This is a genomic window from Pseudoalteromonas sp. DL-6, assembly GCF_004328665.1.
In the GTDB taxonomy this organism is placed as follows: Bacteria; Pseudomonadota; Gammaproteobacteria; order Enterobacterales; family Alteromonadaceae; genus Pseudoalteromonas.
Genome location: NZ_CP019770.1, coordinates 2358457 through 2382113, shown reverse-complemented (window position 1 = coordinate 2382113; position 23657 = coordinate 2358457). Strand labels below are relative to the sequence as shown.

Below are 23657 nucleotides of genomic sequence, written 5' to 3'. Positions count from 1 at the left end.
CATGCAATATGCTAATTTATATAAACGCTACTCAATACTAATTGCCTGTATTGCTGCTCTTTTTATATCAGGATGCAGCACCCCCAAAACTGCAGAATCTCCTCAGCCAATGCAAGCGAGTGCCAATCTTTCTGAGGAAGAGTTGGCGCAGCTAAAAGCATCGTCTCAGCAATGGCAAGCAGCCAAAGCAGGTGTTGAACGTTTATTAGTGATTGAACAAGACTTAAAGTTATTAATAAGCCAATTAAATGCGGTAGCAAAACAAGGCTCTGCATCAATAAATACGCCTGTAGTACCAACAGCTAAAACTTCGGCTGAAACAGTAGCACCAAAAGTTGTACAAAAAGCTAAAGTGGCATCGAATACAGCTGATGAAAAACAAGCCGTTAAAGCCTTATTTGCCTTACAAGTGGCAGCCGTTACCGACAAAGAGCGACTTAGCCAAAGTTTAAATCAAATAAAGGCCAGTGCATCTTCGTTATTTCAGGGCGAATTTGTGGCGAATGTAGAAACTATTAACGTGAGTGGCATGACTTACTACCGTTTAAAGCTTGGGGCTTATCAAAATCAAGCCAATGCCGCTGCCGATTGCGATAAACTTAAACAGCGCCAAATCAACTGCATTGTGAGCCATTACACCCAACAGCCATTAAAATAAATATGTATCTAGGGTATTAGGCATAATAATTGCTTTGTAACTATTATGTTTTTAGAGGATGGCAACTATGCGCCTTTTGTTACCCTTACTATTATTAAATTTAGCGGGCTGTAGCTTAACACCCCAGCCAAAGCCGAGTATAAGCACTGATGCGCCTAAAGCAGTCATGGCACCTTATACGCTCGACCAGTACGTGAATAGCTTGAGTGCCCAGCTTAGCCATATCAAAGAGCCTTTTAAAAGCACCGCATCAATTGCGGTCAGCAGCTTTTATTTAGCCAATGCTTTGGATTCACAAATTGCCCAAGGGCAGGGAGCAGGGCTTAGTCAGCAAGTTCAAGAAAGCTTAATAACCCAATTTACTCAGTTAGGGTACAACACAGTTGAATACCGGCTTGAAAACCAGCTTAATTTATCAGCGAGCGCTGATTCAGTGTTAAGTCGCAGTACCAGTAATTTAAAGCAGCGTCAGATTATTGACTTTGTGATCACCGGTACTCTAACCCGTCAAGAACATGCTTATATTGTTAATGCTCGCATGGTAAATATGCAAACTAATCAAATTGTATCTGCCGCAAGCACTGAAATTCCCATCAATGTGATGTGGAGTAATGAAAAAATACAGCAGCGCGGTGACTTTATTTACCGCAGTGAATATTAATTAGGAGCACACATGAAACGCCTACTATTAACTTTATGTTTGCCACTGGGCTTTGGTTGTTCACAAATGACAAACCATAGTGACACGCAAATTAACGACGATGCGCCTATGTTTTTTGAGCAACGCCCTGTAGCTGCACCAACAAATACAGATTCGCTGTATCAAAATAAAGCTGCAGTGATGAATAAAAACAAACAAGTAAATACACCAACACGTAAAAATATTAATCACTATGTGCGTGGCATCATGCAAGACATGGCGGAAAACTTACAGTACGTAAATACTAAAACGCCATTGGCGGTATCGAGTTTTGTTTTTTTAGACCGTGACTACAACAATGCTGATTTAGTAGGTAACCAAATCGCAGAGAGTTTTATGCACGAACTGCATAATTTTGGTGTGCCGGTCATTGATTTTAAAACCACCGATTATATGCGTGTAACCCCTGGTGGCGATTTTGTTTTTAGCCGCGATTATTTAGAGCTAAACCAAGAACAAAACTTTAGTTACGTATTAGCGGGTACGCTAGTAAACCATCAAGGCGGTATATTAGTAAATGCACGAATTGTTGGCTTAGCGAGTAAAGCGGTTGTAGGCTCTGCACAGGGCTTTATTCCGCAATCGGTCATTGATGCGTTAAATAGCAGTAACAGTGCTGATGGCATCATGCTAAAACAAGCGAGTAAGTGAGGTTTACCATGGTTAACTTAGCTAAACGCTCGGCTTTAATTAGCATAAGTGCGTTATCAATATTTATTTCAGGTTGTAATTTACTTGGTGAATCTAATATGACTGAACCCGCCAAGTCTGAGCCTGAGCAAACAGTGGTAAGCAATCTTGATTTTAACCAGATCATGGCGCAAATGCAGCAAAATAACGAGCAAGAACAATACGCCGATACAACGCAATTTAACCCAAACAAGCATCATAAAAGTTTAGTTAACTACGTAGAGCAAATGGCACTTGATTTAACCGACACTATGCAAGTAGCCCCGCAAGATGCAGCGATTGCAGTCACCTCGTTCGTTGATTTAGACGCAAGTTTAACTACAGCAAGCCAGTTAGGTAATCAGTTATCAGAAACCTTTATACATCAGCTGCAAAAATTTGGTTATAGTGCGGTTGATTTTAAAACAGCGAATTTAATTACCGTAAACAATCAAGGTGACTTTACATTCACGCGAGACACTCGAAAGCTTGCAGGTACGAATATAGCCAGCCATGTTTTATCGGGTACTTTAATTTACCGTGCCGATGGGGTTGTTATTAATGCTCGCGTGATAAATATTGAAAATAAGCGCCTTGCCGCCAGCAGCCGAACATTTATACCGCTTTACGTACTAAATAAAGAAGATATATATTTATCAAGCAATTAACTTAATTTGATACTTGATATAAAAAACCAGATGCCGTTATAATTTTTGTAAGCTGTAAGCTCGATGTGGCCTCTTAGTTAAATGGATATAACGGCCCCCTCCTAAGGGGCAGTTGCAGGTTCGATTCCTGCAGGGGCTACCACAACTACTATTTAGGGTGATTCACTACACACCACAATTACCCTTCGACCCTTTGTATGAAAGGTTTTAGCATTTCACCTTGGTTCATAGGGTGTCGCCATAATTCAAATTTTTAGTTACACTGTTTGTTACACCGAACCAATATTCAGTACTTGGTGTAACATAAAGTCGTAACCAGATGAAAATTAAAGAAAGAATTTAAATTATAACTTTTTTTGTTTTCTAAGCGCTGGTTACCCGTTCGACAGTGGAGCGTTAAATGCCTAAATTAGTTACCCCATTAAATGACACCCAAGTAAAAAAAGCGAAGCCAAAAGAAAAGGAATATCTTTTATCTGATGGTAAAGGCCTTGCTTTAAGAGTTAAGCCAAATGGCTCAAAAATGTGGTTATTTACTTACTCTAAACCCTACACAAAAAAAAGAGCTCAAATTAGTTTTGGTATGTATTCAGATGTAACTTTGTCTGATGCTCGCACGAGCAGAGATGAGGCCAGAGCCTTATTAGCAAAGAACATAGATCCTAAAGAGCATAAAGAGGCATTTGCAAACCATAAAGCTGCTGAAGCTAAAAGTACATTTGAAGCCGTAGTTAAAGAGTGGATAGCCTTAAAAGAGCCAAAAGTAAGCGCGCGATATGCTTTTAATTTACGAAGAGGTTTTGAGCTCCACTTGTTTCCCTCTTTAGGGAAAGTGCCGATTAGCAAGTTATCGGCACAACAAGCAATTGCGGCATTAAAGCCTCTAGCCGCAGCTGATAAGCTCGATATTCTTGGGCGTATTTGTCGCAGAGTAAATGAGGTTATGGAGTTTGCTATTAACACAGGCCGAATACAAACAAATAACCTAAGTGGTATAAGTAAAGCGTTTGATTCTGCCAAGCATAACAGCATGGCTAGCTTCACACCCCAGGAGCTTCCTAAACTTATTAGCATAGTGAATAGCGCTAATATTAAGTTGATGACACGGTGCTTATTTGAATGGCAACTACATACCATGGTCCGCCCTGGTGAAGCTGCCGGCGCTGCTTGGAATGAAATAGACTTTGAAAATAAGCTATGGAATATTCCCGTTGAGCGAATGAAAAAGCGCAAACCACACACAGTTCCCTTATCACCGCAGGCATTAGCTATACTCGAGTACCTAAAACCTATTAGTGCGCATCGAGAATTTATTTTCCCTGCTGATAAAGACCCTAGAGCGCATGCCAGCCGAGAAACTTTAGGCGCAGCGCTTAGGCGCATGGGTTTAATAGGTAAGCAAACAGCGCATGGGTTAAGAGCACTTGCTAGCACCACATTAAATGAGCAAGGTTTTGATGCTGATGTTATTGAAGCCGCTTTGGCACATGTAGATAAGAATAAAGTTCGTGCTGCCTACAACCGAACTGATTACTTAGAACGCAGAAGAAAAATGATGTGCTGGTGGTCTAATCATATTGAAGAAGCTAGTAAGGGTAATTACTCTGTTACTGGAAATGCCCATCTAAAAGCAATTTAGGAAAATAATATTATGGATGAATTTATTGATTTTGAGCACGCCATTTGGTTGTTGAAAAATAACTCACGCTATACCAGTCAAACATTATTAATTGAACTTATTGAGAGTTATTTTAAACAAGAGCTTTCGTTTTATGTCTACTTTGACAATAAAAATGGGTTTAAGTGCGAAAAAAATAATCCTTCTAGTGAGTACTTAGAACACTCTGTTGAGAGCCCTTATAGTTATCACAATAAGGAGTCAAAAATTTTTTTTCAAGATAGGCATATAGGTATTAAGTATAGTTTTCCTTATTATGACAACGAAGAGCATGAGGTATATAAATTAGTTGGTTATTACAAGTTAGATTTAATGGAAGCTTATCCTCGAATTAAAGAACTGCTAGCAAAAAATTTATCAAACAGAGGTAATACTGGTAATGAGCTAGAGGTAACAGAGCCAATTGAGAGAGTAGTTTCTGAAAATGGGCAAGTTTGGGCAATGTGTTCGATTTCTCAAGATATTCCGAAAGATGAAATACCATTTACTTATATTGAATATTTCTATCCTCAGTTTAATGATTTATTTATAAAGCGAGATGATTTTTTTGCTTTTTCAGCGTTAAAAAAAATTAAGATAAGTACAGAAAATCAAAGTTGTTCAGGAAATAGTTTGTATCCTTTAAAGCGCCCAGGTAGAGCTGAAGTCTATGCCAAGGATCGTGAAGAAGTTCTTGGAGCGGCACTAGCCGTTTTAGCCCAATACCGCAACCAATGTGTAACATCGACAGGCACAATAAAGGGTGCCAAGATAGCAAAGCTTGTTATTGATAAAGCACCGCTATTTTGGCCAAGTACACATGAGCCACCACTTGAAAATGAAACAATCCCGAAAATAATTAATGAGTGGTTGAAAAAAGTTCAAGACTAAGCTGTTATTAATTAATAATTATTAATTAATAAATTAAAAATAAAAAATAAAAAATAGAAAGTTATGTTAGGTTTCTGAAACCAACCTTTAGCTTGCAGGAACTTTTTTTTTTGAATCTCTAATATCCGCCTTGACCTATAAAGAAACAAGGCGGATTTCAATGAACAACAAAATTTTACGTACCAAAGAAGTAATCAAGCTTACAGGCTTAAGCCGATCAACCATTCGACGCAAAGAGCGTTTAGGTTTATTCCCAAAAAGAAAGCAGCTGGGTTTAAACTCGGTGGGTTGGCTTGAGAGCGATATTAAGCAATGGCTTGAAAACTTACCAAGTGTAAAACACCACAAAGGGGCTGCATAATGAGTGCTGTATGCGGTAGTAAAACCGCCAATCCAGCCTCTAAAAAACCACAGTCTAAAAAAGAGCGAGCTACCCTATATATTCTTGCTCACCCTGTTGGCGCGACTGAGTTAGATATTTTGAATAACGTAGATTTAAAAAGCGGAAGAAATTATTTCACGAATCTTGAACGTGAATATTTTTTTAAATTTAATCGTGAAAAAATACCAAACAAAGATGGCATCGGTACTTATCTTAAATACAGTTTCTCCTCTTTAGAAATAGCTGAAAATATCATTAAGGCCATAAATAAAAGCCGTGTTCATCGTAAATTAGCTGAATACACATCAGAGCAAGAAACTGAGCTTTTAAAACCAATTAATAACCTCATGGGCTGCTAGGAGGGTACATGGTTAAGCTTGAATATTTAATTAACCGAGGTGACGTTGTAAGTATTACTAACGGTAAATTAAATATAACTCCAAAAAGCGGTGAAGCGGTGCCAACTGATTGGATTAATGAACATGCTAACTCCTTAGTTAGCCAAATTAGTCAAGTTACCCAGCAGCCAATATATGCCTATACAAACTTTACTGTAGGTGGTTATAAAAAAGGTCAATATGATGGCATCACTTTGCGCTTTTACGAGCTAACTACGCATGCTGATTACTACACAATTTTTAACGTGTCACTTAATAGGATAAAACAACCTGGACGCTATAAAGGTAAAAAGTTTACAGCAGCAAAGCAAAGTGGATTAATGAAACTTTGGAACCGGTTAGCTATGCCTAAACCAAGGCGGCCGTGTGAGCTTTACAAAAAGATAAATGTAATGAGTGAGTATTTTTGGCAAGCAACTCTTAGGGATAAAAATAAGCTCGAAGGTAATGAGCTATCTTTTGCCAATGTCACTCATCAGCAAATAATTGTGGGTTTAGAGCAAGGCAACTCAATGGCAAGTAGGTGGCAAAGGAGTGGCAACTTGGTGGCGCTAAATAGTGGCAGCCTTCAGGGGCAACAAGTAGTGTCGCATAGCGGTGGCAGCAAAAACGAGCTAGCCCAAATACATCAATGGGTACAAGCTAGTCACACTACGGGAGAGGTAAAGTACGAGTCGTTTGAACCACTTACAACTAAAACTACGAGTGTTCCTAACTACGATATAAGTAAACAAGGTAGTGCGGTATCAAGTAATGCCATACCCCCTTCTATAAAGCAATACAAGGGAGGTAATACACGAAGGCCACAGGATCAGACTGTAGATGAATGGCTAGATGATTACGATAGTGCTCGCAGTTTTAATAAGACCTAGCACTAAAAGGACTGCTCGCCCATTTATTTAAAAACTACTTAAAACCAAAACATTTCAACACCTATAAAGCTTGTGCGAGCTTTACTTTTATAAATTAGTAGTCAAAAGTGAGGCTTGCTTAAACCGTAACTAGGAGTGAGTTATTAAACAAAATAGGTTTATGGCCAAAGGGAACAAGTAAAGGAACATTAGGGAACAAATAAGAGAACACATATTTTATTAAGTTTATGATAGTTAATGGGTTAACTTGGTGTAGGGAACAAATAAAGTAGCAAATAATCGATTTGACTTTTTATGTTTATGTACCATTTGAACTGTATATACGCATACAGCTATCGGCCTCATTATTTTGTATGCCTTTTATTTTTGCTTATTAACCGTATTTTATATAGCATCACTAAACAGCATGAAACACGTTGAATCAACGAGTTGTACGCAAAGCCTTGTTGGCTTGTAGCACAGTATTTAGGGATGGTTTAAGTATGGATAAAAGAAAGCTCAGCGAAACCGATATAATCAGTAAGTTTATTCTACCCGCAGTTAAAACCGCAGGCTGGGATGATATAACCCAAATACGCCAAGAAGTTAAATTACGTGACGGTAAAGTAATAGTCCGTGGGCAACTTGGTGTACGTAAAACGGTTAAATCGGCTGACATAGTCCTTTACCATAAACCCAGTATGCCGCTTGCTGTCATTGAAGCTAAAGCAAATAAGCATGAAGTAGGCAAAGGCCTACAACAAGGCTTAGATTACGCCAGGCTGCTTGATGTACCGTTTATATTTGCTTCTAATGGCGATGGCTTTATTTTCCACGATAAAACTAAGCTAGGCACGCCTGATGCGAATAACCTCGAAACCGAAATACGCTTAGAAGACTTCCCATCACCACAAGAGCTTTGGGCTAAATATTGTGCCTACAAGGGCTATACAGAATCGCAACTTCCTATAATAAACCAAGCCTATTATGACGATGGTAGTGGTAAGCACCCGCGTTACTATCAGCTCCAAGCCATTAATAAAACAGTAGAGGCTATATCGTCTGGTAAAGACCGTGTATTACTAGTTATGGCAACAGGAACCGGTAAAACCTATACTGCGTTTCAAATCATTTGGCGCTTATGGAAATCACGCGCTAAAAAACGCATCTTGTTTTTAGCCGACCGCAACATATTGGTCGATCAAACTCGTATTAATGACTTTCAGCCGTTTGGTACTTCAATGACCAAAATTACCGGCAGAACAATCGACCCCGCTTACGAAATACACCTAGCACTATACCAAGCGCTAACAGGGCCAGAAGAATCTCAAAAAGCGTTTAGGCAAGTAGAGCCAGACTTTTTTGACCTCATTATTATTGACGAGTGCCACCGAGGAAGCGCAAGTGAAGATAGCGCATGGCGCGAAATACTCAACTACTTTGAAGGGGCTGCTCAAGTAGGCTTAACCGCAACCCCCAAAGAAACTGAAGAAGTTTCAAGCGAAGATTATTTTGATAAAGCTTTGTATACCTATTCCCTTAAAGAGGGCATAGAAGATGGCTTTTTAGCACCATACAAAGTGGTACGTGTCGACCTTGATGTAGATCTACAAGGCTGGCGACCAACAAAAGGGCAGGTTGATAACAACGGAGAAGTAATACAAGACCGCATATACAACCAAAAAGACTTTGACCGCACAATGGTGATTGACGAGCGTACACAACTAGTGGCCGAAACCATTACCAACTATTTAAAACGTACAGACCCTATGGCTAAAACCATCGTGTTTTGTAACGACATAGATCACGCGGAACGTATGCGCCGCGCCATTGCCAACTTAAACCCAGAGCAAATGGCTAAAAACGATAAATACGTGATGAAGATCACCGGCGATGACGAACTAGGCAAAGGCCAGCTCGACAACTTTATAAACCCTAAACGCCCTTACCCAGTAATTGCTACCACCTCAGAGCTTATGACCACAGGGGTAGACGCTAAAACCTGTAAGCTAGTAGTGCTTGATCAAAACATCCAATCAATGACCAAGTTTAAACAAATTATTGGTCGTGGTACCCGTATTGATGACCGCTACGGCAAGCTGTGGTTTACCATACTCGACTTTAAAAAAGCCACCGAGTTATTTGCCGATGAACGCTTTGATGGCACCCCCGAAAAAGTAATTAAAGTAACGCCCACTGATATTGAAGACGAAGACGTTGATATTGAGTCACAAGACGATACAACTGCCGAAGAGCAGCCTGATAGCGTATTCGATGATCAATCAACCACTGACGATACAACCGATGCCAATAACGACACCATTAACGACCCCAAAGGCGATGGCACGCTTGATGGCGAATGGGACGACGAAACTAACAAAATGGTTAAGTACCGCGTATCAGGTGTTACCGTTAATAAAGTGGCAGAGCGAGTACAGTATTACGATACCGACGGTAAACTCGTTACCGAATCGTTTATAGATTACACCCGTAAAACCATGAGCAAGCAATACAGCTCACTGGATGACTTTGTAAAACGTTGGAATGAGTCAGACCGTAAGCAAGCAGTAATAGATGAACTTGCCGAAGAAGGCATTATTTGGTCCGCGCTTGAGGAAGAAGTCGGCAAAGACATGGACCCATTTGATATGATCTGCCATGTAGTTTACGACCAACCACCCCTTACCCGTAAAGAGCGCGCAGATAACGTACAAAAGCGTAACTATTTCACTAAATATTCGGGTACCGCGCACACCGTACTCGAGAACCTTCTGTTAAAATACGCCGATGTAGGCGTGCAAGAAATAGAATCTATGCAAGCGCTTAAAGTGGCGCCGTTTAACGAAATTGGCAGCCTAAGTGAAATAGTAAAAAAAGGCTTTGGTGGCAAACCACAATACGAGCAAGCACTTAAAGAGCTCGAGGCCGAAATTTACCAAATGCCAGCGCCTAAAACAGCCTAAATTTATGTTTGCTGTTGCTATGTATTAGCGTCAGCAAAGCATTAAACCATTTAAATTAAACAGCTTTCATATTTGCTTTTAGCCGCTGTTTATAAAAATAATCAAACAAGAGAATACTATGTCTATCAGTTCAGCTATTAAGTCTATTCAAGATATTATGCGTAAAGATGCCGGTGTCGATGGCGACGCACAACGCCTTGGGCAAATGTCGTGGTTACTTTTTTTAAAAGTATTCGACGCGCAAGAAGAAGAGCTAGAGCTTGAACTAGACGACTATCGCGAGCCAATCCCCGAGCAGTATTTATGGCGTAACTGGGCGGCTGATAACGAAGGCATAACGGGCGATGAGCTACTAGAGTTTGTAAACGATAAGCTATTCCCTGAGCTTAAAAACCTAACTGCACCTATAGATAAAAACCCACGCGGCTATGTAGTCACCCAAGCGTTTAGCGATGCCTTTAACTACATGAAAAACGGCACGCTACTACGCCAAGTGATAAACAAACTTAACGAAATAGACTTTACCGACTCAAAAGAGCGCCACTTATTTGGCGACCTGTACGAGCAAATACTAAAAGACTTACAAAGCGCAGGTAACGCGGGCGAATTTTATACCCCGCGCGCCATTACTAAATTTATAGTGGCGGTAACCGACCCAAAACTAGGCGAGTCAATCATGGACCCTGCCTGTGGTACCGGTGGCTTTTTAGCCTGTGCGTTCGACCACGTAAAAGCAAACTATGTTAAATCGGGCGACGATCACCAAATATTGCAAAAGCAAATACACGGCGTAGAAAAAAAACAACTCCCGCACTTACTGTGTACTACCAATATGATGCTTCACGGCATTGAAGTACCGGTACAAGTTAAACACGGCAATACACTAAATAAACCGCTTTCAAGCTGGGACGACCAAGTAGATGTCATCATCACCAACCCACCATTTGGCGGCACTGAAGAAGACGGCATAGAAAAAAACTTCCCAAGCGACATGCAAACTCGCGAAACAGCCGATTTGTTCTTACAGCTTATTATAGAACTGCTCAACACTAAAGGTCGCGCTGCGGTTGTATTGCCAGACGGCACTTTGTTTGGTGAAGGCGTAAAAACCAAAATTAAAAAACTATTGGTAGAGGAATGTAACTTACATACCATAATACGCTTACCCAATGGCGTGTTTAACCCGTATACCGGTATTAAAACCAACATACTATTCTTTACCAAAGGGACACCAACAAAAGACGTATGGTTTTACGAGCACCCATACCCAGCAGGCGTTAAAAACTACAACAAAACCAAACCAATGAAGTTTGAAGAGTTCAAAACGGAGCTCGAATGGTGGGGCAACGAAGCAGACGGCTTTGCCAGCCGTACTGAGACAGAGCAGGCCTGGAAAGTATCAATCGACGATATTATTGCTCGTAACTATAACCTCGACATTAAAAACCCACATGTAGGCGAAGTAATCAGCCATAACCTAGAAGAGCTACTAGCCGACTACTCAAAGCAACAAGCCGACATACAAGCCCTGCGCGATCAGCTTAAAGGCATATTGTCAGCTGCCCTTTCAAAAGATGTTGAGGGCAAGTAATGGCTGAGTCAAAAACACCAAACACAAACGCAGAGCAGTTCATAACCGAACATCTTGATATTTGGACAACGGCCATCGAGCAAAAATCGTCATCAGGTCGCGGCTCATCTAAAAAATTTTCACTTCACGGTATTAAAAAACTGCGTGAGCTTATTTTAGATCTCGCAGTACGTGGCAAATTAGTGCCACAAGATCCAAATGACGAACCCGCTTCAGTATTACTAGAGCGTATAGCTGCTGAAAAAGCGCAATTGGTAAAAGATAAGAAAATCAAAAAGCCAAAAGCACTACCAGAAATTGGCGAAGATGAAAAACCGTATGGACTGCCAGTAACTTGGAGTTATTCACGACTAGGCGATGTTGTATCTATTATCCGTGGAATAACATTTCCTGCCAGCGAAAAATACAGAGAAGCGAGCCCTACTAGGGTTGCTTGTTTGAGAACAGCTAACGTGCAAGATAAATTAGAGTGGGATGATTTGCTCTTTGTCGAAAGCAGATTTGTAAAAAGAGATGAGCAATACCTTGAGCTAGGAGACATTGTTATGTCTATGGCAAATAGCAGAGAGTTAGTAGGAAAGGTATCTTATGTTTCTTCAATCCCCTCAGAAAAAGCCTCATTCGGGGGGTTTCTCAGTGTTATTAGACCATATAATTTAAGTCCTAGCTATTTAATGTGTTTACTGCGCTGTCCATTAATCAAGAGTGAATTAATAGGTAGTGCTAGCCAAACAACGAATATTGCCAATATTTCATTAGAGAAGTTAAACCCGCTAGTTACTGCTATACCGCCTTTGAAAGAACAACATCGTATCGCTAGTAAAGTCGATGAGTTAATGGGCTTGTGTGATGCGCTAGAGACGCAAACTGAAAATAGTATTGCGGCACATCAAACATTAGTTGAAGTGCTGTTAGAGGCCTTGCTGAAAGCACCAGAGCAAGGCGCAACACCGGAACAAACAGCTGAACAGTTCCAACAAAACTGGCAACGTTTAAGCGAGCACTTCGACACGCTATTTACCACCACCGCCAGCATCGACACGCTAAAACAAACCATTTTACAACTAGCAGTAATGGGCAAACTCGTCCCACAAAACCCAACCGACGAGCCCGCCGCCAAACTCCTAGAGCGCATAGCAGCAGAAAAAGCCCAACTGATTAAAGACAAAAAAATTAAAAAGCAAAAGCCACTGCCAGAAATTACCGACGAAGAAAAACCCTTTGAGTTACCCAAAGGCTGGGAGTGGGTTAATCTAGGTGAGTTAGTTACAATTCGGGGCGGAAAACGTTTACCTAAAGGGCAAGTATTATCTAGGGAAGTAACCCCTTATATCTATATTCGAGTATCTGATATGAGAAATGGCAGCATTAGAGAAGACGATCTTCACTATATTACTGAAGATGTCCAATCTCAAATCAGCAATTATATAATAACTACGGATGATTTATACATGACCATTGTCGGTGCGACCATCGGTAAATGTGGCTTAATACCGATTAGGTTCAACGGCATGAATTTAACTGAAAATGCGGCTAGATTGACCCCATTTATAGGGGTCGAGAAATATTATTTGTTTAAATATTTAGATAGTGATTTCGCTCAAGAGCAATTTTTTGATAAGACCAAACAAGTTGGAGTTCAAAAGATGGCTCTTAACAGACTTTCAACTACAAAAGTACCTCTCCCATCAGTAGAAGAGCAACGTCGTATCGTAACCAAAGTCGATGAACTAATGGCACTTTGCGACCAACTCAAAGCCCGTTTAACCGATGCACAAACCACTAAGCTCCACCTAACCGACATCATTGTTGAAAGTGCTGTTTTTGAAGGTAAAAAATCATGATTACTAATTTTGAAATTGAAAACTTTAAATCATTTGCGAGTAAGCAATCGTTACCATTTGCGCCGATAACTTTAATTTTTGGTCCTAACTCATCAGGCAAAAGTTCGATAATTCAATCATTGATGATGTTAAAACAAACTCTATGTTCAGAATCTAAAAGAGGAGAGTTAATTACATCTGGTGATTCGATTGTGCTAGGCACTTATGAGTCATTAGTTAATATTCAAGATAATAATAAGAAAATGTCATTTTCTCTTCACTATGATGGTGATCATGATGCTGAAGAGTTCAAGAATACTTATTCATATAATTTACTATTCTCGAATTCGAGTAAAAGAAGCGTTAAATTTGAATACCGGTCGTTTAATAATTATAGTTTTCTCAATAAGTTTAATTTTTCAGTTGTGGATAAAAATATTGAAAAGGTTAACTTTACTGTTAGCGCTCCAATAGATGCCGGTTCTGAAGTTTTATACAAATTAGATGGTGCAAAAAGTTTACGCAATGCTATTAGCCAAAACTATAAATTAAAATCTACGGATGGTAATTCATATACAAAGCTGGATACAGAACTCACGAAACCATTCAATATTTCAGGACGTTATAACTTACCAGCAAGTCGAAATGAGCCAAGCTCAATACTATATGAATATACTGAGAAAGTAGCTGATGATATAGGTTATGTGCTTGATAGTCTCAAATACCTTGGACCATTAAGAAGCTCTCCTAAGAAGTTTTATTCCAGTGAAACTGATGTTTATCAAAAGGGATTAGGAAAGCAAAATTTAGGTTTGGCGTTGAGATCTTTAAGTGTTTCAAAGCGAGACAAAATTAATAAATTTTTAAAAGAATTTAATATCCCATATGAAATAGATATTAAAGATTTAGGTGATATAAATACAGGCCCTCTAATTAGCTTACAATTAAAAGATTTACGAAATAACGTTGTAATAACACCTAAAGATGTAGGATTTGGGATAGGCCAAGTTTTACCTATAATATTTGAAGCTGTTGTATCAGATAAAAATAGTATATGTGTCGAGCAGCCAGAAATACATCTTCACCCTCGTTTACAAGCCCATTTAGCTGATTTATTTATTGATTCGGTTGAATCAGGTAAAAACCAGTGGATTGTTGAAACACATAGCGAAGCCTTAATGCTTCGAATCCAAAGACGAATCAGAGAAAAAAGAATCTCAAAAGAAATGATCTCTGTTTTGTACGTTGATGTAGGTGAAACCGGCGCACAAGTAACACGAATTAGCTTAGATGACGATGGTGATTTTACAACAGCTTGGCCTGAAGGCTTTTTTGAAGAAAGACTCAATGAAATATTTGGAGAGTAGATGATTACCCCATTTTATTTTGATGAAGAGCTTTTTGAAGATAACCTTTTACGTGAGATCCCTATGATGAGTGAAAGTATTCTCAATTCTTGGGAGCGTTATGGGTGTCTGGCTATGTCTGATGATAGCATGAGAGAGATTAGAGAAGCGCTTAAGGTTATTCCAGAGAAGTATAAACAAAAATGGATTATAGCTTTAACAAGTTTTAAAACATTTAAAATTGATATTGAAAAAAATAGGTTGTCTGATTTAGAAGGTATTACTGATTTTGAAAGAAAATTTTACAAAAATCGTGTTTATACTGGCTTGATTGCTAGCGAGTTCCTTGATATTTATGAAGAAAAAAGCTTAATAAAAGAAGGTAATGAATTAGAAATAGTCTCGCCTAGTAACCTGAATGAATCGATTAACTTTAACAATAGTTCAAAGTATTGCGAGAGTGACATTACAGCGAATGATGATATTGATATTGTCTGGAATACTAGGTTTTGTAGTCTTGTTCGTCACTCAAAAACAATAACTGTTATAGACCGATACTTAGCCGAAAATTTAATGCAAGATTTTCAAAACGGTAATAAGTCTTCACTTGAGTGGTTAGTTCAAAAATTAGCATCTTATGAAACAAATTATAAGTTAGATATCTTCTCTGCTTGCGATAGGTATAACTCAGTAATAAATTCAGCTGATTTAAAAGACTTTATTGATAATACCTTGAAAAAAAAGCCATACTTCCGAGAGGGAAAAATCGACATTAATTTTTCTCTTTGCAAGGACCGATTGTTTGGACAAAAAGCACATGACCGAATGCTTTGTATTGATAAGCACGTTGTACAAATAGGTAAAGGAGTAGATATTTTCAGGGATAAGATTATAGAAAATAATACCTTTACTATTAAACCCAAAAACACCTCATTTTTCCAAGATGTTTATAAAGACCTAAATAAAAATAGAGAATGGGTCTACCCGAAGTAAGTTTAAAATGGAGAGGTATTGAATAGTGCCATTTAAATATAATTTTATAAAAGTTAACTACATATCCTGAGTTAACTAAAAAAGTACATTTTATGATCTGAACCTACAGGTTTATATACATTTAACTTTGTATTTTAATATCTACGCAGAGAAAGTGTTTTTGTTACACTGTAAGTTACACTGCTTACTTTTTGTTTTTATTATTTTGTTATTAATCAGTTTATTAGGTGTTCAATGTGATGGTTGCAGGAGCTACCAATAAAATCAATGAGTTATGTCTTTTCTTTGTTTCTATATGAAATCTATGTAGTATATTTGTAGCAATGCCAGCTTTGTGCCATTTGCGGAAAAAAGTGAATTTGAAAGCCTGTTGGGTGGCGCCTTCGGCTTAACCAACCTACATTTTGACGTAGGTCGGATAAGTGGCGGAGCTACGCCATCCGACAAAAATGATGAATTAATCAGAAACAACTCAACTTACCACGTTAGCGATATAAATAACTGCTTTACACTGTAAGTTAAACCACTCTATACCGACTATCGGCTGAGTGCCATGAGCAGACAGTGGTAACGCCTTGCTCACCGGAAAATTAGGAGCGCAGCGAGTAATTTTTCCGAGTGCAGCAACTTGTTATATGCTTTCATCCTCATACTCCATTAGTTCTACTGGAGCACCGTTCTCTTCGATAAATGCTACAATCAGCCCTTTACTTGGTGAATTAGGCTCAATAATTACATTTTTACCTTTTATTGCCTTTCTTAGGTCATCTACAACAAAAGCAACATGCGGCACTGTTTTAACAAGATCTGGATATGGTGCACCTTCCCAGTACCGTTGCCATTGAATTCCGTAAGGATTATTTTCATGATCCGATACCGTCATCTTTAAATGAGGAAGATCAATTTCACCTTCGAACCTATCTTTGGTTGGTATGCCTAAATGATTAAATTTCATTTGTTTCCTTTGGACATATAACGCCCTAATAATGGGCAAAAAGTTGTTGGCTAAAATGTTGAGGAACGAAAACAGTCAACTGATTTTTGTCCTTATTTATTAGCTTGTTATAAAGCATTTATACCAAACTTATTACTGGCTTATCTGTGCTTAGAACATTTAAACACTCATTGCTGCCTTTAATCAAATACTCACTTAACATAGTGTCTTTGGATAAGAAGCCAGCGCGATTACTTTCTTGAGCCAACCAACCAAAATCATGTATTTGTAAAAGCCAATTACTCGTTATTTTATTGCTTGCCCAAAACTCTAATAAATCACCTTCATCAAGACACCTAAATCCGATTGGCTGATGAAAACATACTTCAATTCGTAAATTAGAATCAGCGACAACTACTACTTTTAAATAGTCTAAATCGTAGTTGATTGATTCAATATGTGTTTGATTACCACTATAACTTGTGAACTCAATAGTTGAGGCTTTCATCAAAACTTCCGTGCTTTATAACGCCTCACTAAGAGGCAAAAAATAGTTGGCTAAAATTAGCGACGAAGGAGTAAAAAGCCAACTGTTTTTTGTCCTTTTGAGTGCCTTGTTATATTTTTATTACGCCAAGTTTTCGTTTTTTGTTGAAACAGCCAATAGTGATATCGAAGCGGCATAAGTAGAAAAGAAAACTATATACGCTACACACAAACCGATTAAGCCGAAAACATTGCTTTCAATTGATATGTCATAAATTAAATATGCTGATATTGGTAATGAGATAATTGAAAAAGCTTTACCGCGAGAAAGGAGAACTAACTTGTTTTTAAGATAAGGAATTGCAAGGATCAATATTGGAATCAATAATAGCCCAGCAAATAGGATATCGATTTTAACTTCTGAATTCATTTAATACTCCAATCAGTTTGAAAATATAACATTTTAGTATTTATGCGACACGCTGTTTGTGTTGTATAATCGCTTGTTGGACTGAGCCGCTACCTGCTCGATGTGTCAGAGTTGGTGTTGTTTATGCTATGGGAATTTGCTTTTTGAAGGCTCTCACTTTCCTTGCTAATTTAATCAGCTTAGCTAGTGTTATGTAAGCTTTCCCTGCATTGCTCAGCGCTTATTATGTATTCATTACACCTAAATTTGGCTTAATAAGCAATTATATTTTTTACACGTACAGAGGCCGCTAGCCTGAGCAATTAAGCAGGTTAACTCATTGATTTGATGCAGCAAGCAAGACTGCTAACTCGTTCGCGCTATTTTATTTGTCGCCACATCTATATTCATCACACCAATAAATCGTAAGGTACCTGTCTTGCATGACTGGCAAGGCCAATGCGGTATCAGTGTTACGTTTTCTGTCTTTAGCTTCTCCACTTTACCTCTGTGTGATTCTTGTGACCTTATTAATGCTAACTTTCGCTTGCGACACGCATTAGCTAAAAAGCCATAGTGGCGAATGCGCATAAACCCTTTGGGCAATACATGTTGTAAGTAGCGCCGTAAAAATTCATCACAACTCAGAGTCATGACTTTATCGCGGTTGTTATCTGCATAATCGCGGTATTTAAAGCTCACTGTTTCTTCAGTCGCTGACACTAATCGCGATTCTGACATCACGCCTTTTCGGGTATAACGAGCAAGGTAACTAACTAGCTTTTCACTGTACGTTAAACAGGCTTTGCTATAAACACACCATTTGGTTGGCGTGTTTATCTTCGTAAATGAACTATCGCATTCATTGAGCGCCGCCAGCATTTTCCCTCTGAACACTGTTGATAATGCTTTAACGGGGTATAAATAGCCTTTTTCTATTTCATGCCAGTGCGCTTTATCAAGCGCGCCTGCGGGTATCAAACAGTGTAAATGGATATGCTGACCTAAGTTTTGCCCCCACGTATGCAGTACACTTGTCATGCCTAACTGACCATGCCTCTTTCGTTTCGCAAATTTACTCAGCGTTTGCCATGTGGCTTTGAATAAACACTGATACAACGCGTTTGGGTTGTAGTGCGCAATGATATTCAACTCATGCGGGAGTGTAAAAACAAGGTGGAAATACCTACATGGTAATAAATCCTCCTGCTGTTTTTGCACCCATTTAGCCGTAGCCATGCCTTGGCAACGCGGGCAATGACGGTCTCGACAGCTACATCCAATCTTTTGCGACTCCCCACAGTTATCACATTGCCATGCTTGATAACCGAGCTGACCCGTTCTGCATGATTGAAGGTGCTGACACACGCGCAGTTGTTGATAACTCACCGTATGATGTTGGCGATAACTCTCAAGGCTTGAGTTTAAAATATCAGCGAGGTGTAAGGCGTTCATTGTTTACCCCAACTCGCAAGTAAATCAATGCCGCCATGCCCTAATTCAGGTAACCAGTGTAAGTAACTTTGTGTGGTTTTAATATCACTGTGGCCAAGCTGATGTTGCAGTTGATGAAGTGGCATACCTGATTCAAGTTGGTGTGTTGCATAAGCATGGCGTAAAGTATGTGGATTACAGTGCTTTAAGCCACACGCTTGTGCATGTTTTCTCAATGGCTTCCTGAAGGTTGATGCTGACATAGGTTTATCCATTAATAACCGTGAATAGAACATCCAACCTGTTGGGTGATACATTTTCCAATAACAACGTAATTGAGCCAGCACGCTATCTGATACAACCACATATCGTGATTTATCCCCTTTATCTTGTTCAATTAAAATAGTTTTACGCTGTCCATCGATATCTTGCACTTTAATGCGTAGCAGTTCATTAATACGTAAGCCACACCCATAGCACACCATAATCAATGTTTTTAAGCGCATATCGGTGCAACTTTCTATAAGCCGTCGCATGTCATCGCGCGATAAATACGCGGGTGCGCGAAGTTTTACTTTTGGCAGTACAATATCTAAGTTAAGTGGCCGATGTAAAATATTCTTAAACAGAAACCAAGTACTGTTTATCTGTATTTTTTGGCTTGCTCTAGAAAGTTTACGAATCGCAGGATCGTTAAAAAAGGCGTTAAGTTCCTCATCAGTAATCGAATCGAGCGGTTTATTAAAATAATGACTGAGTTTTAGTAAATGTTCACAGTAGCTTTTACATGTACTTTGCGAATAACCACGATAGGCTATTTCAGTTTTGACTTGTTCAATGAGTGTATTCATGACTTACCTCCAAGTTATGGGATAACCCCAAGGTAAGTGTGGCTCAAATGATATAGAATAGGATCTCCGCGTAGCGGCTTAGTTCAACAATTTAATAGTGCGCTCATCGCGCATATTTCTGCCGACGCTACGCTCATTTTTCTGCATAATATAGTTTTATCAAATAAGCTAAGGTATTACTATTACTAAGTTTTCTAAAACGTTGAATAAAGTTAAATAGAACAATATGCGCGCGTCGCTCATTTTCGTGAATATATGCGCAAAGTGCAGTTTGATCACCCAATTGACTATTATATTATCCAATATCAATGACAGGTTTTCGCTCAAAGAAGCCCTCCATTAAATTATGCATAATAAAAAAGCGAGCTATAATTAGCTCGCTCTATAAAATACTTTGCCGAACCCCGAACCCCGAACCCCGAACCCCGAACCCCGAACCCCGAACCCCGAACCCCGAACCCCGAACCCCGAACCCCGAACCCCGAACCCCGAACCCCGAACCCCGAACCCCGAACCCCGAACCCCGAACCCCGAACCCCGAACCCTGAGGCTATAACTCAGCCATCGCTAGTGATCGTAGCAATAAGCTCGCTCAGTACCTGCTCAGCTTTGTCAGTGTCTACTTGGCAAGTACCGGCATTTAAATGGCCGCCGCCGCCGTATTTAAGGCATAACTCGCCCACATTGGTGTTTGAGCTGCGGTTGGTGATTGATTTACCAATGGCGTACACCACGTTTTGCTTTTTAAGCCCCCACATTTTATGAATTGAGATATTACACTCGGGGAACATGGCATAAATAACAAAGCGATTAGTGGCGAATATGGTCTCTTCTTCGGTTAAATTAAGGACCACTAAGTTGTCGTGTACTGATGAGCAGCGGTCTATTTGCTCTTTAGCCTGTGCGTTGTGCTCGTGGTATAACGCAACACGCTCGGCAACATCTTCCATTGCTAGTATTTGTTCTATGCTGTGATCTTTACAGGCGTCAATTAACTTCATCATTAACTGGTAATTAGAAATTTTGAATTCACGAAAACGGCCAAGCCCTGTGCGCGCATCCATAATAAAGTTCATCAGTACCCAATCAGTTGGGTTTAAAATTTCGTCTTTTGAAAATTGTGCAGAATCCCCTTTATCAACCGCTTCCATCATGTCAGTTGAAATATTAGGGAATTTTTCAGCGCCACCATAATAGTCGTATACAACACGTGCTGCAGAGGGCGCATCTGGGTCAATAATGTGGTTTTTTATATCGCTTGCGTTACGAACGGTTTCACTCAAGTGATGATCAAATGCAATATGACAACCGGCAACATAGGGGAGGTTAGTGGTAATGTCGTTGCTGGTAATGGCTATTTTACCGTCTTGCATGTCTTTTGGATGCACAAATAAAATATCGTCGATTAAATCTAAATCTTTAAGTAATACGGCACACACTAGGCCGTCAAAATCGCTGCGAGTGACAAGTCTATATTTATTATTGCTCATTTTCGGTCCATTTTTGTTTGTTTATTAATCTGAGTGTAGCAGTTTAAACTCCATTTTATATACCAGTTTTTAACATAAAAAAAGCCAAAACAATGGTTTTGGCTTTGAGTAGCAAGTGTGTATTAGTGATGTGTTATGCGCCTGGGCCACATTCCATACAATGGTTAATAATGTCTGGGCCAAATTTTAATTTAGCGTTTAAATCACGCAGTGCAGTGCGCAGGCCTTCTTCAATAACAGGGTGATAAAAAGGCATATCTAGCATTTGCGGTACAGTCATTTTGTTTTGTACAGCCCATGCTAATAAGTGAGCAATGTGCTCTGCTTGTGGGCCTATAAATTCAGCACCTAAAAATAAGCCTGTGCCGTGCTCGGCATACACACGCATGTGACCTTTGTTTTTTAGCATAACGCGGCTACGACCTTGGTTTTCAAAGCTGACTTCGCCTATTTCAAAGCAATCACAGCTGCCTAATCGTTGGCTAATTTCTTTAAAGCTTTCACCAACCATGGCTATTTGTGGGTCGCTAAACACAGCGGCAATTTTAGCGCGGCGTAAACCCGCACGTACTTGAGGGTAGCGGCCTGCGTTTTGCCCTGCGATTGTTCCTTGATCGGATGCTTCGTGAAGCAGTGGGATCATGTTACTGGCATCGCCGGCAATAAATATGTGAGAGTCGCCACATTGCATAGTGTGGGCATCAGCGAGTGGTACGCCACGTTCATCAAGCTCTATGCCGGTGTTTTCTAACCCTAGTTTATCGGTGTTAGGTACTCGCCCGGTTGCAGCCAGAACATAGTCAAACTGCTCGGTGTGTTTAACACCTTGTTTGTCGGTATAGGTTAGCTCTGCTTTATTACCTATTTGTTTCATATCTGAAACGTTTGAGTCGGTATCAACATAAAATTCTTCTGCAAATACGGTATTAGCGTAATCTTTAACTACTGGGTCGGTTAATGGGCCTATGGCACCACCTACACCAAAGAGTTTTACCTTTACCCCTAATCTGTGCAACGCTTGGCCAATTTCAAGGCCTATAACGCCAGGGCCAAATACGGCTACTGATTCTGGTAAATCATCCCAGTCGAATACATCGTCATTAATAATCAGTCGGTCGCCAAAGTTATTAAATACGCCAGGGTAAGATGGGCGTGAACCTGTTGCTATTACAAAGCGTTTAGCAGTGATAATGGTGTGCTCATCTATTTGCACGCGGTTGGCGTCTAAAAACTGTGCATAGCCACGAATTTTATCTTCGCTAGGTATTTCATCTACGGCTTCTACTACGAATCCTGCAAAGCGATCGCGCTCACTTTTAACTCGTGCCATAACGGCTTTACCGTCAATAACAGGTTTTGAGCTGTGAACTCCAAAGGCAGGTGCCATTTCTATTGAGTGCGCGGCTTCTGCTGCAGCAATCAATAACTTACTTGGCATGCAACCAACACGTGCGCAGGTTGTACCGTATGGGCCTGATTCAATCATAAGTACGTTTTGAGTAAATTGTTTAGCATTACGGTAGGCACTTAAACCAGCGGTACCTGCACCTATAACAACAACGTCGGTTTGCAATTCTTTCATAGTGTTTTTCCTTTAATAAACAGGGGCGTTGCAGCCCCTGTTTTATTTACTTAATTAAGCAAAGTATTTTTCTAAATCGTCTGAGCCGCCAATGTGCTTACCGCCAATAAATACTTGTGGTACGGTTTCACGGCCCGATACTGCTTTAAGGCTAGTAAGTGATGCGCCAGCACCCATTACGATTTCTTCAAAAGCAAAGCCTTTAGCTGTAAGTAGCTCTTTTGCTTTTTTACAGAAAGGACAGCCAGGCTTAGTAAATAGAGTAACCGCCTCTGGTTTTATTTGAGTTGGGTTGATGTAATCAAGCATAGTGTCAGCGTCTGATACTTCAAACGGGTCGCCTGGTAAATCTGGCTCGATGAACATCTTCTCTACTACGCCATCTTTAACCAGCATAGAGTATCTCCAGCTGCGCTTACCAAAACCTAAATCGTTTTTATCAACTAGCATACCCATGCCGTCAGTAAATTCGCCGTTACCATCTGGTAATAAGGTAATGTTTTGCGCTTCTTGATGCTCAGCCCATGCGTTCATTACAAAGGTATCGTTTACAGATACACAAACAATGTCGTCAACGCCATTTTGCTTAAGTACACCAGCTAACTCGTTGTAGCGTGGTAGGTGAGTTGATGAACACGTTGGTGTAAATGCGCCTGGTAGTGAAAACACAACGACCGTTTTGCCTTTAAAAATGTCATCGGTAGTCACTGATTTCCACTCGTCGTTTTGACGCGTTGCAAATGTAACGTTAGGGATTGTTTGACCTTCAATATTGTTTAACATGTTTTTAGTTCCTCTTGATTTGTTGATAGCCATTATGGCGAACAATTAAATATAGTTCCAATCGTTTGTTTGTATTAAACTGATAGGTATAAGCTATC

At 39.7% G+C, this 23657-nt stretch carries 22 protein-coding genes and 1 tRNA gene; 15 read left to right on the top strand and 8 right to left on the bottom strand.

From position 1 onward, the window contains the following. Position 1 precedes the first annotated feature (1 nt). The 15 genes from B1F84_RS11140 (at position 2) to B1F84_RS11070 (ending at position 15590) form a co-directional block, all read left to right on the top strand. Entirely contained in the window at positions 2 to 658 is a 657-nt protein-coding gene (locus B1F84_RS11140; protein ID WP_131691442.1) for an SPOR domain-containing protein, read from the top strand. Between the two features lie 67 nt (positions 659 to 725). Next, a complete protein-coding gene (locus B1F84_RS11135) occupies positions 726 to 1319 on the top strand; it encodes a FlgO family outer membrane protein (RefSeq protein ID WP_131691441.1) in 594 nt (197 codons plus the stop codon). 12 nt (positions 1320 to 1331) lie between these two features. Then, complete coding sequence (locus B1F84_RS11130) at positions 1332 to 2009, top strand: FlgO family outer membrane protein (protein ID WP_131691440.1); 678 nt, start codon at positions 1332 to 1334, stop codon at positions 2007 to 2009. Between the two features lie 8 nt (positions 2010 to 2017). Then, positions 2018 to 2695, top strand: coding sequence for a FlgO family outer membrane protein (locus B1F84_RS11125; RefSeq protein ID WP_131691439.1), 678 nt, complete (start codon positions 2018 to 2020; stop codon positions 2693 to 2695). A 67-nt stretch (positions 2696 to 2762) separates the two neighbouring features. Next, a tRNA-Arg gene (locus B1F84_RS11120) sits at positions 2763 to 2837 on the top strand. Between the two features lie 258 nt (positions 2838 to 3095). Next, positions 3096 to 4334: an integrase domain-containing protein gene (locus tag B1F84_RS11115; RefSeq protein ID WP_131691438.1), complete on the top strand. Its 1239-nt coding sequence runs from the start codon at positions 3096 to 3098 to the stop codon at positions 4332 to 4334. A gap of 12 nt (positions 4335 to 4346) precedes the next feature. Beyond that, positions 4347 to 5243 carry a hypothetical protein gene (locus tag B1F84_RS11110; RefSeq protein WP_131691437.1) on the top strand — a complete coding sequence of 299 codons (897 nt, stop codon included), beginning with the start codon at positions 4347 to 4349 and terminating at the stop codon, positions 5241 to 5243. A gap of 160 nt (positions 5244 to 5403) precedes the next feature. After that, on the top strand, positions 5404 to 5604 hold the full coding sequence (locus B1F84_RS11105; RefSeq protein WP_131691436.1) for an AlpA family phage regulatory protein: 201 nt from the start codon (positions 5404 to 5406) through the stop codon (positions 5602 to 5604). Continuing rightward, positions 5604 to 5984: a hypothetical protein gene (locus B1F84_RS11100; protein WP_131691435.1), complete on the top strand. Its 381-nt coding sequence runs from the start codon at positions 5604 to 5606 to the stop codon at positions 5982 to 5984. The genes B1F84_RS11105 and B1F84_RS11100 overlap by 1 nt, the downstream gene beginning before the upstream one ends. Positions 5985 to 5992: 8 nt before the next feature. Beyond that, on the top strand, positions 5993 to 6895 hold the full coding sequence (locus B1F84_RS11095; protein ID WP_131691434.1) for a hypothetical protein: 903 nt from the start codon (positions 5993 to 5995) through the stop codon (positions 6893 to 6895). A gap of 482 nt (positions 6896 to 7377) precedes the next feature. Further along, positions 7378 to 9837 carry a DEAD/DEAH box helicase family protein gene (locus tag B1F84_RS11090; RefSeq protein ID WP_131691433.1) on the top strand — a complete coding sequence of 820 codons (2460 nt, stop codon included), beginning with the start codon at positions 7378 to 7380 and terminating at the stop codon, positions 9835 to 9837. Between the two features lie 118 nt (positions 9838 to 9955). Beyond that, entirely contained in the window at positions 9956 to 11428 is a 1473-nt protein-coding gene (locus B1F84_RS11085; protein ID WP_131691432.1) for an N-6 DNA methylase, read from the top strand. After that, positions 11428 to 13272 (top strand): restriction endonuclease subunit S, encoded by a 1845-nt coding sequence (locus B1F84_RS11080; protein WP_131691431.1) that lies wholly within the window; start codon positions 11428 to 11430, stop codon positions 13270 to 13272. The genes B1F84_RS11085 and B1F84_RS11080 overlap by 1 nt, the downstream gene beginning before the upstream one ends. Further along, positions 13269 to 14618 (top strand): AAA family ATPase, encoded by a 1350-nt coding sequence (locus B1F84_RS11075; protein ID WP_131691430.1) that lies wholly within the window; start codon positions 13269 to 13271, stop codon positions 14616 to 14618. Before B1F84_RS11080 ends, B1F84_RS11075 begins: the two co-directional genes overlap by 4 nt. Beyond that, positions 14619 to 15590: a hypothetical protein gene (locus B1F84_RS11070; protein ID WP_131691429.1), complete on the top strand. Its 972-nt coding sequence runs from the start codon at positions 14619 to 14621 to the stop codon at positions 15588 to 15590. It abuts the gene before it with no gap. Positions 15591 to 16221: 631 nt separating this feature from the next. On the opposite strand, the gene B1F84_RS11060 is transcribed toward B1F84_RS11070, so the two are convergent. The 8 genes from B1F84_RS11060 to B1F84_RS11020 all read right to left on the bottom strand — a co-directional run bounded on the left by B1F84_RS11060 (position 16222) and on the right by B1F84_RS11020 (position 23559). After that, positions 16222 to 16545, bottom strand: a complete 324-nt coding sequence (locus B1F84_RS11060; protein ID WP_131691427.1) for a hypothetical protein — start codon at positions 16543 to 16545, stop codon at positions 16222 to 16224. Positions 16546 to 16663: 118 nt separating this feature from the next. Beyond that, positions 16664 to 17032, bottom strand: coding sequence for a hypothetical protein (locus B1F84_RS11055; RefSeq protein WP_099294321.1), 369 nt, complete (start codon positions 17030 to 17032; stop codon positions 16664 to 16666). A 120-nt stretch (positions 17033 to 17152) separates the two neighbouring features. Then, positions 17153 to 17440, bottom strand: a complete 288-nt coding sequence (locus tag B1F84_RS11050; protein WP_131691426.1) for a hypothetical protein — start codon at positions 17438 to 17440, stop codon at positions 17153 to 17155. A 345-nt stretch (positions 17441 to 17785) separates the two neighbouring features. After that, positions 17786 to 18874, bottom strand: coding sequence for an IS91 family transposase (locus B1F84_RS11045; RefSeq protein WP_131691425.1), 1089 nt, complete (start codon positions 18872 to 18874; stop codon positions 17786 to 17788). After that, positions 18871 to 19704 carry a tyrosine-type recombinase/integrase gene (locus tag B1F84_RS11040; protein WP_131691424.1) on the bottom strand — a complete coding sequence of 278 codons (834 nt, stop codon included), beginning with the start codon at positions 19702 to 19704 and terminating at the stop codon, positions 18871 to 18873. Before B1F84_RS11040 ends, B1F84_RS11045 begins: the two co-directional genes overlap by 4 nt. 557 nt (positions 19705 to 20261) lie before the next feature. Further along, on the bottom strand, positions 20262 to 21194 hold the full coding sequence (locus tag B1F84_RS11030) for an exopolyphosphatase (RefSeq protein ID WP_131691422.1): 933 nt from the start codon (positions 21192 to 21194) through the stop codon (positions 20262 to 20264). 133 nt (positions 21195 to 21327) lie between these two features. Then, positions 21328 to 22776, bottom strand: coding sequence for a dihydrolipoyl dehydrogenase (locus B1F84_RS11025; protein ID WP_131691421.1), 1449 nt, complete (start codon positions 22774 to 22776; stop codon positions 21328 to 21330). A gap of 54 nt (positions 22777 to 22830) precedes the next feature. Then, a complete protein-coding gene (locus B1F84_RS11020) occupies positions 22831 to 23559 on the bottom strand; it encodes a glutathione peroxidase (RefSeq protein ID WP_131691420.1) in 729 nt (242 codons plus the stop codon). Positions 23560 to 23657 lie beyond the last annotated feature (98 nt).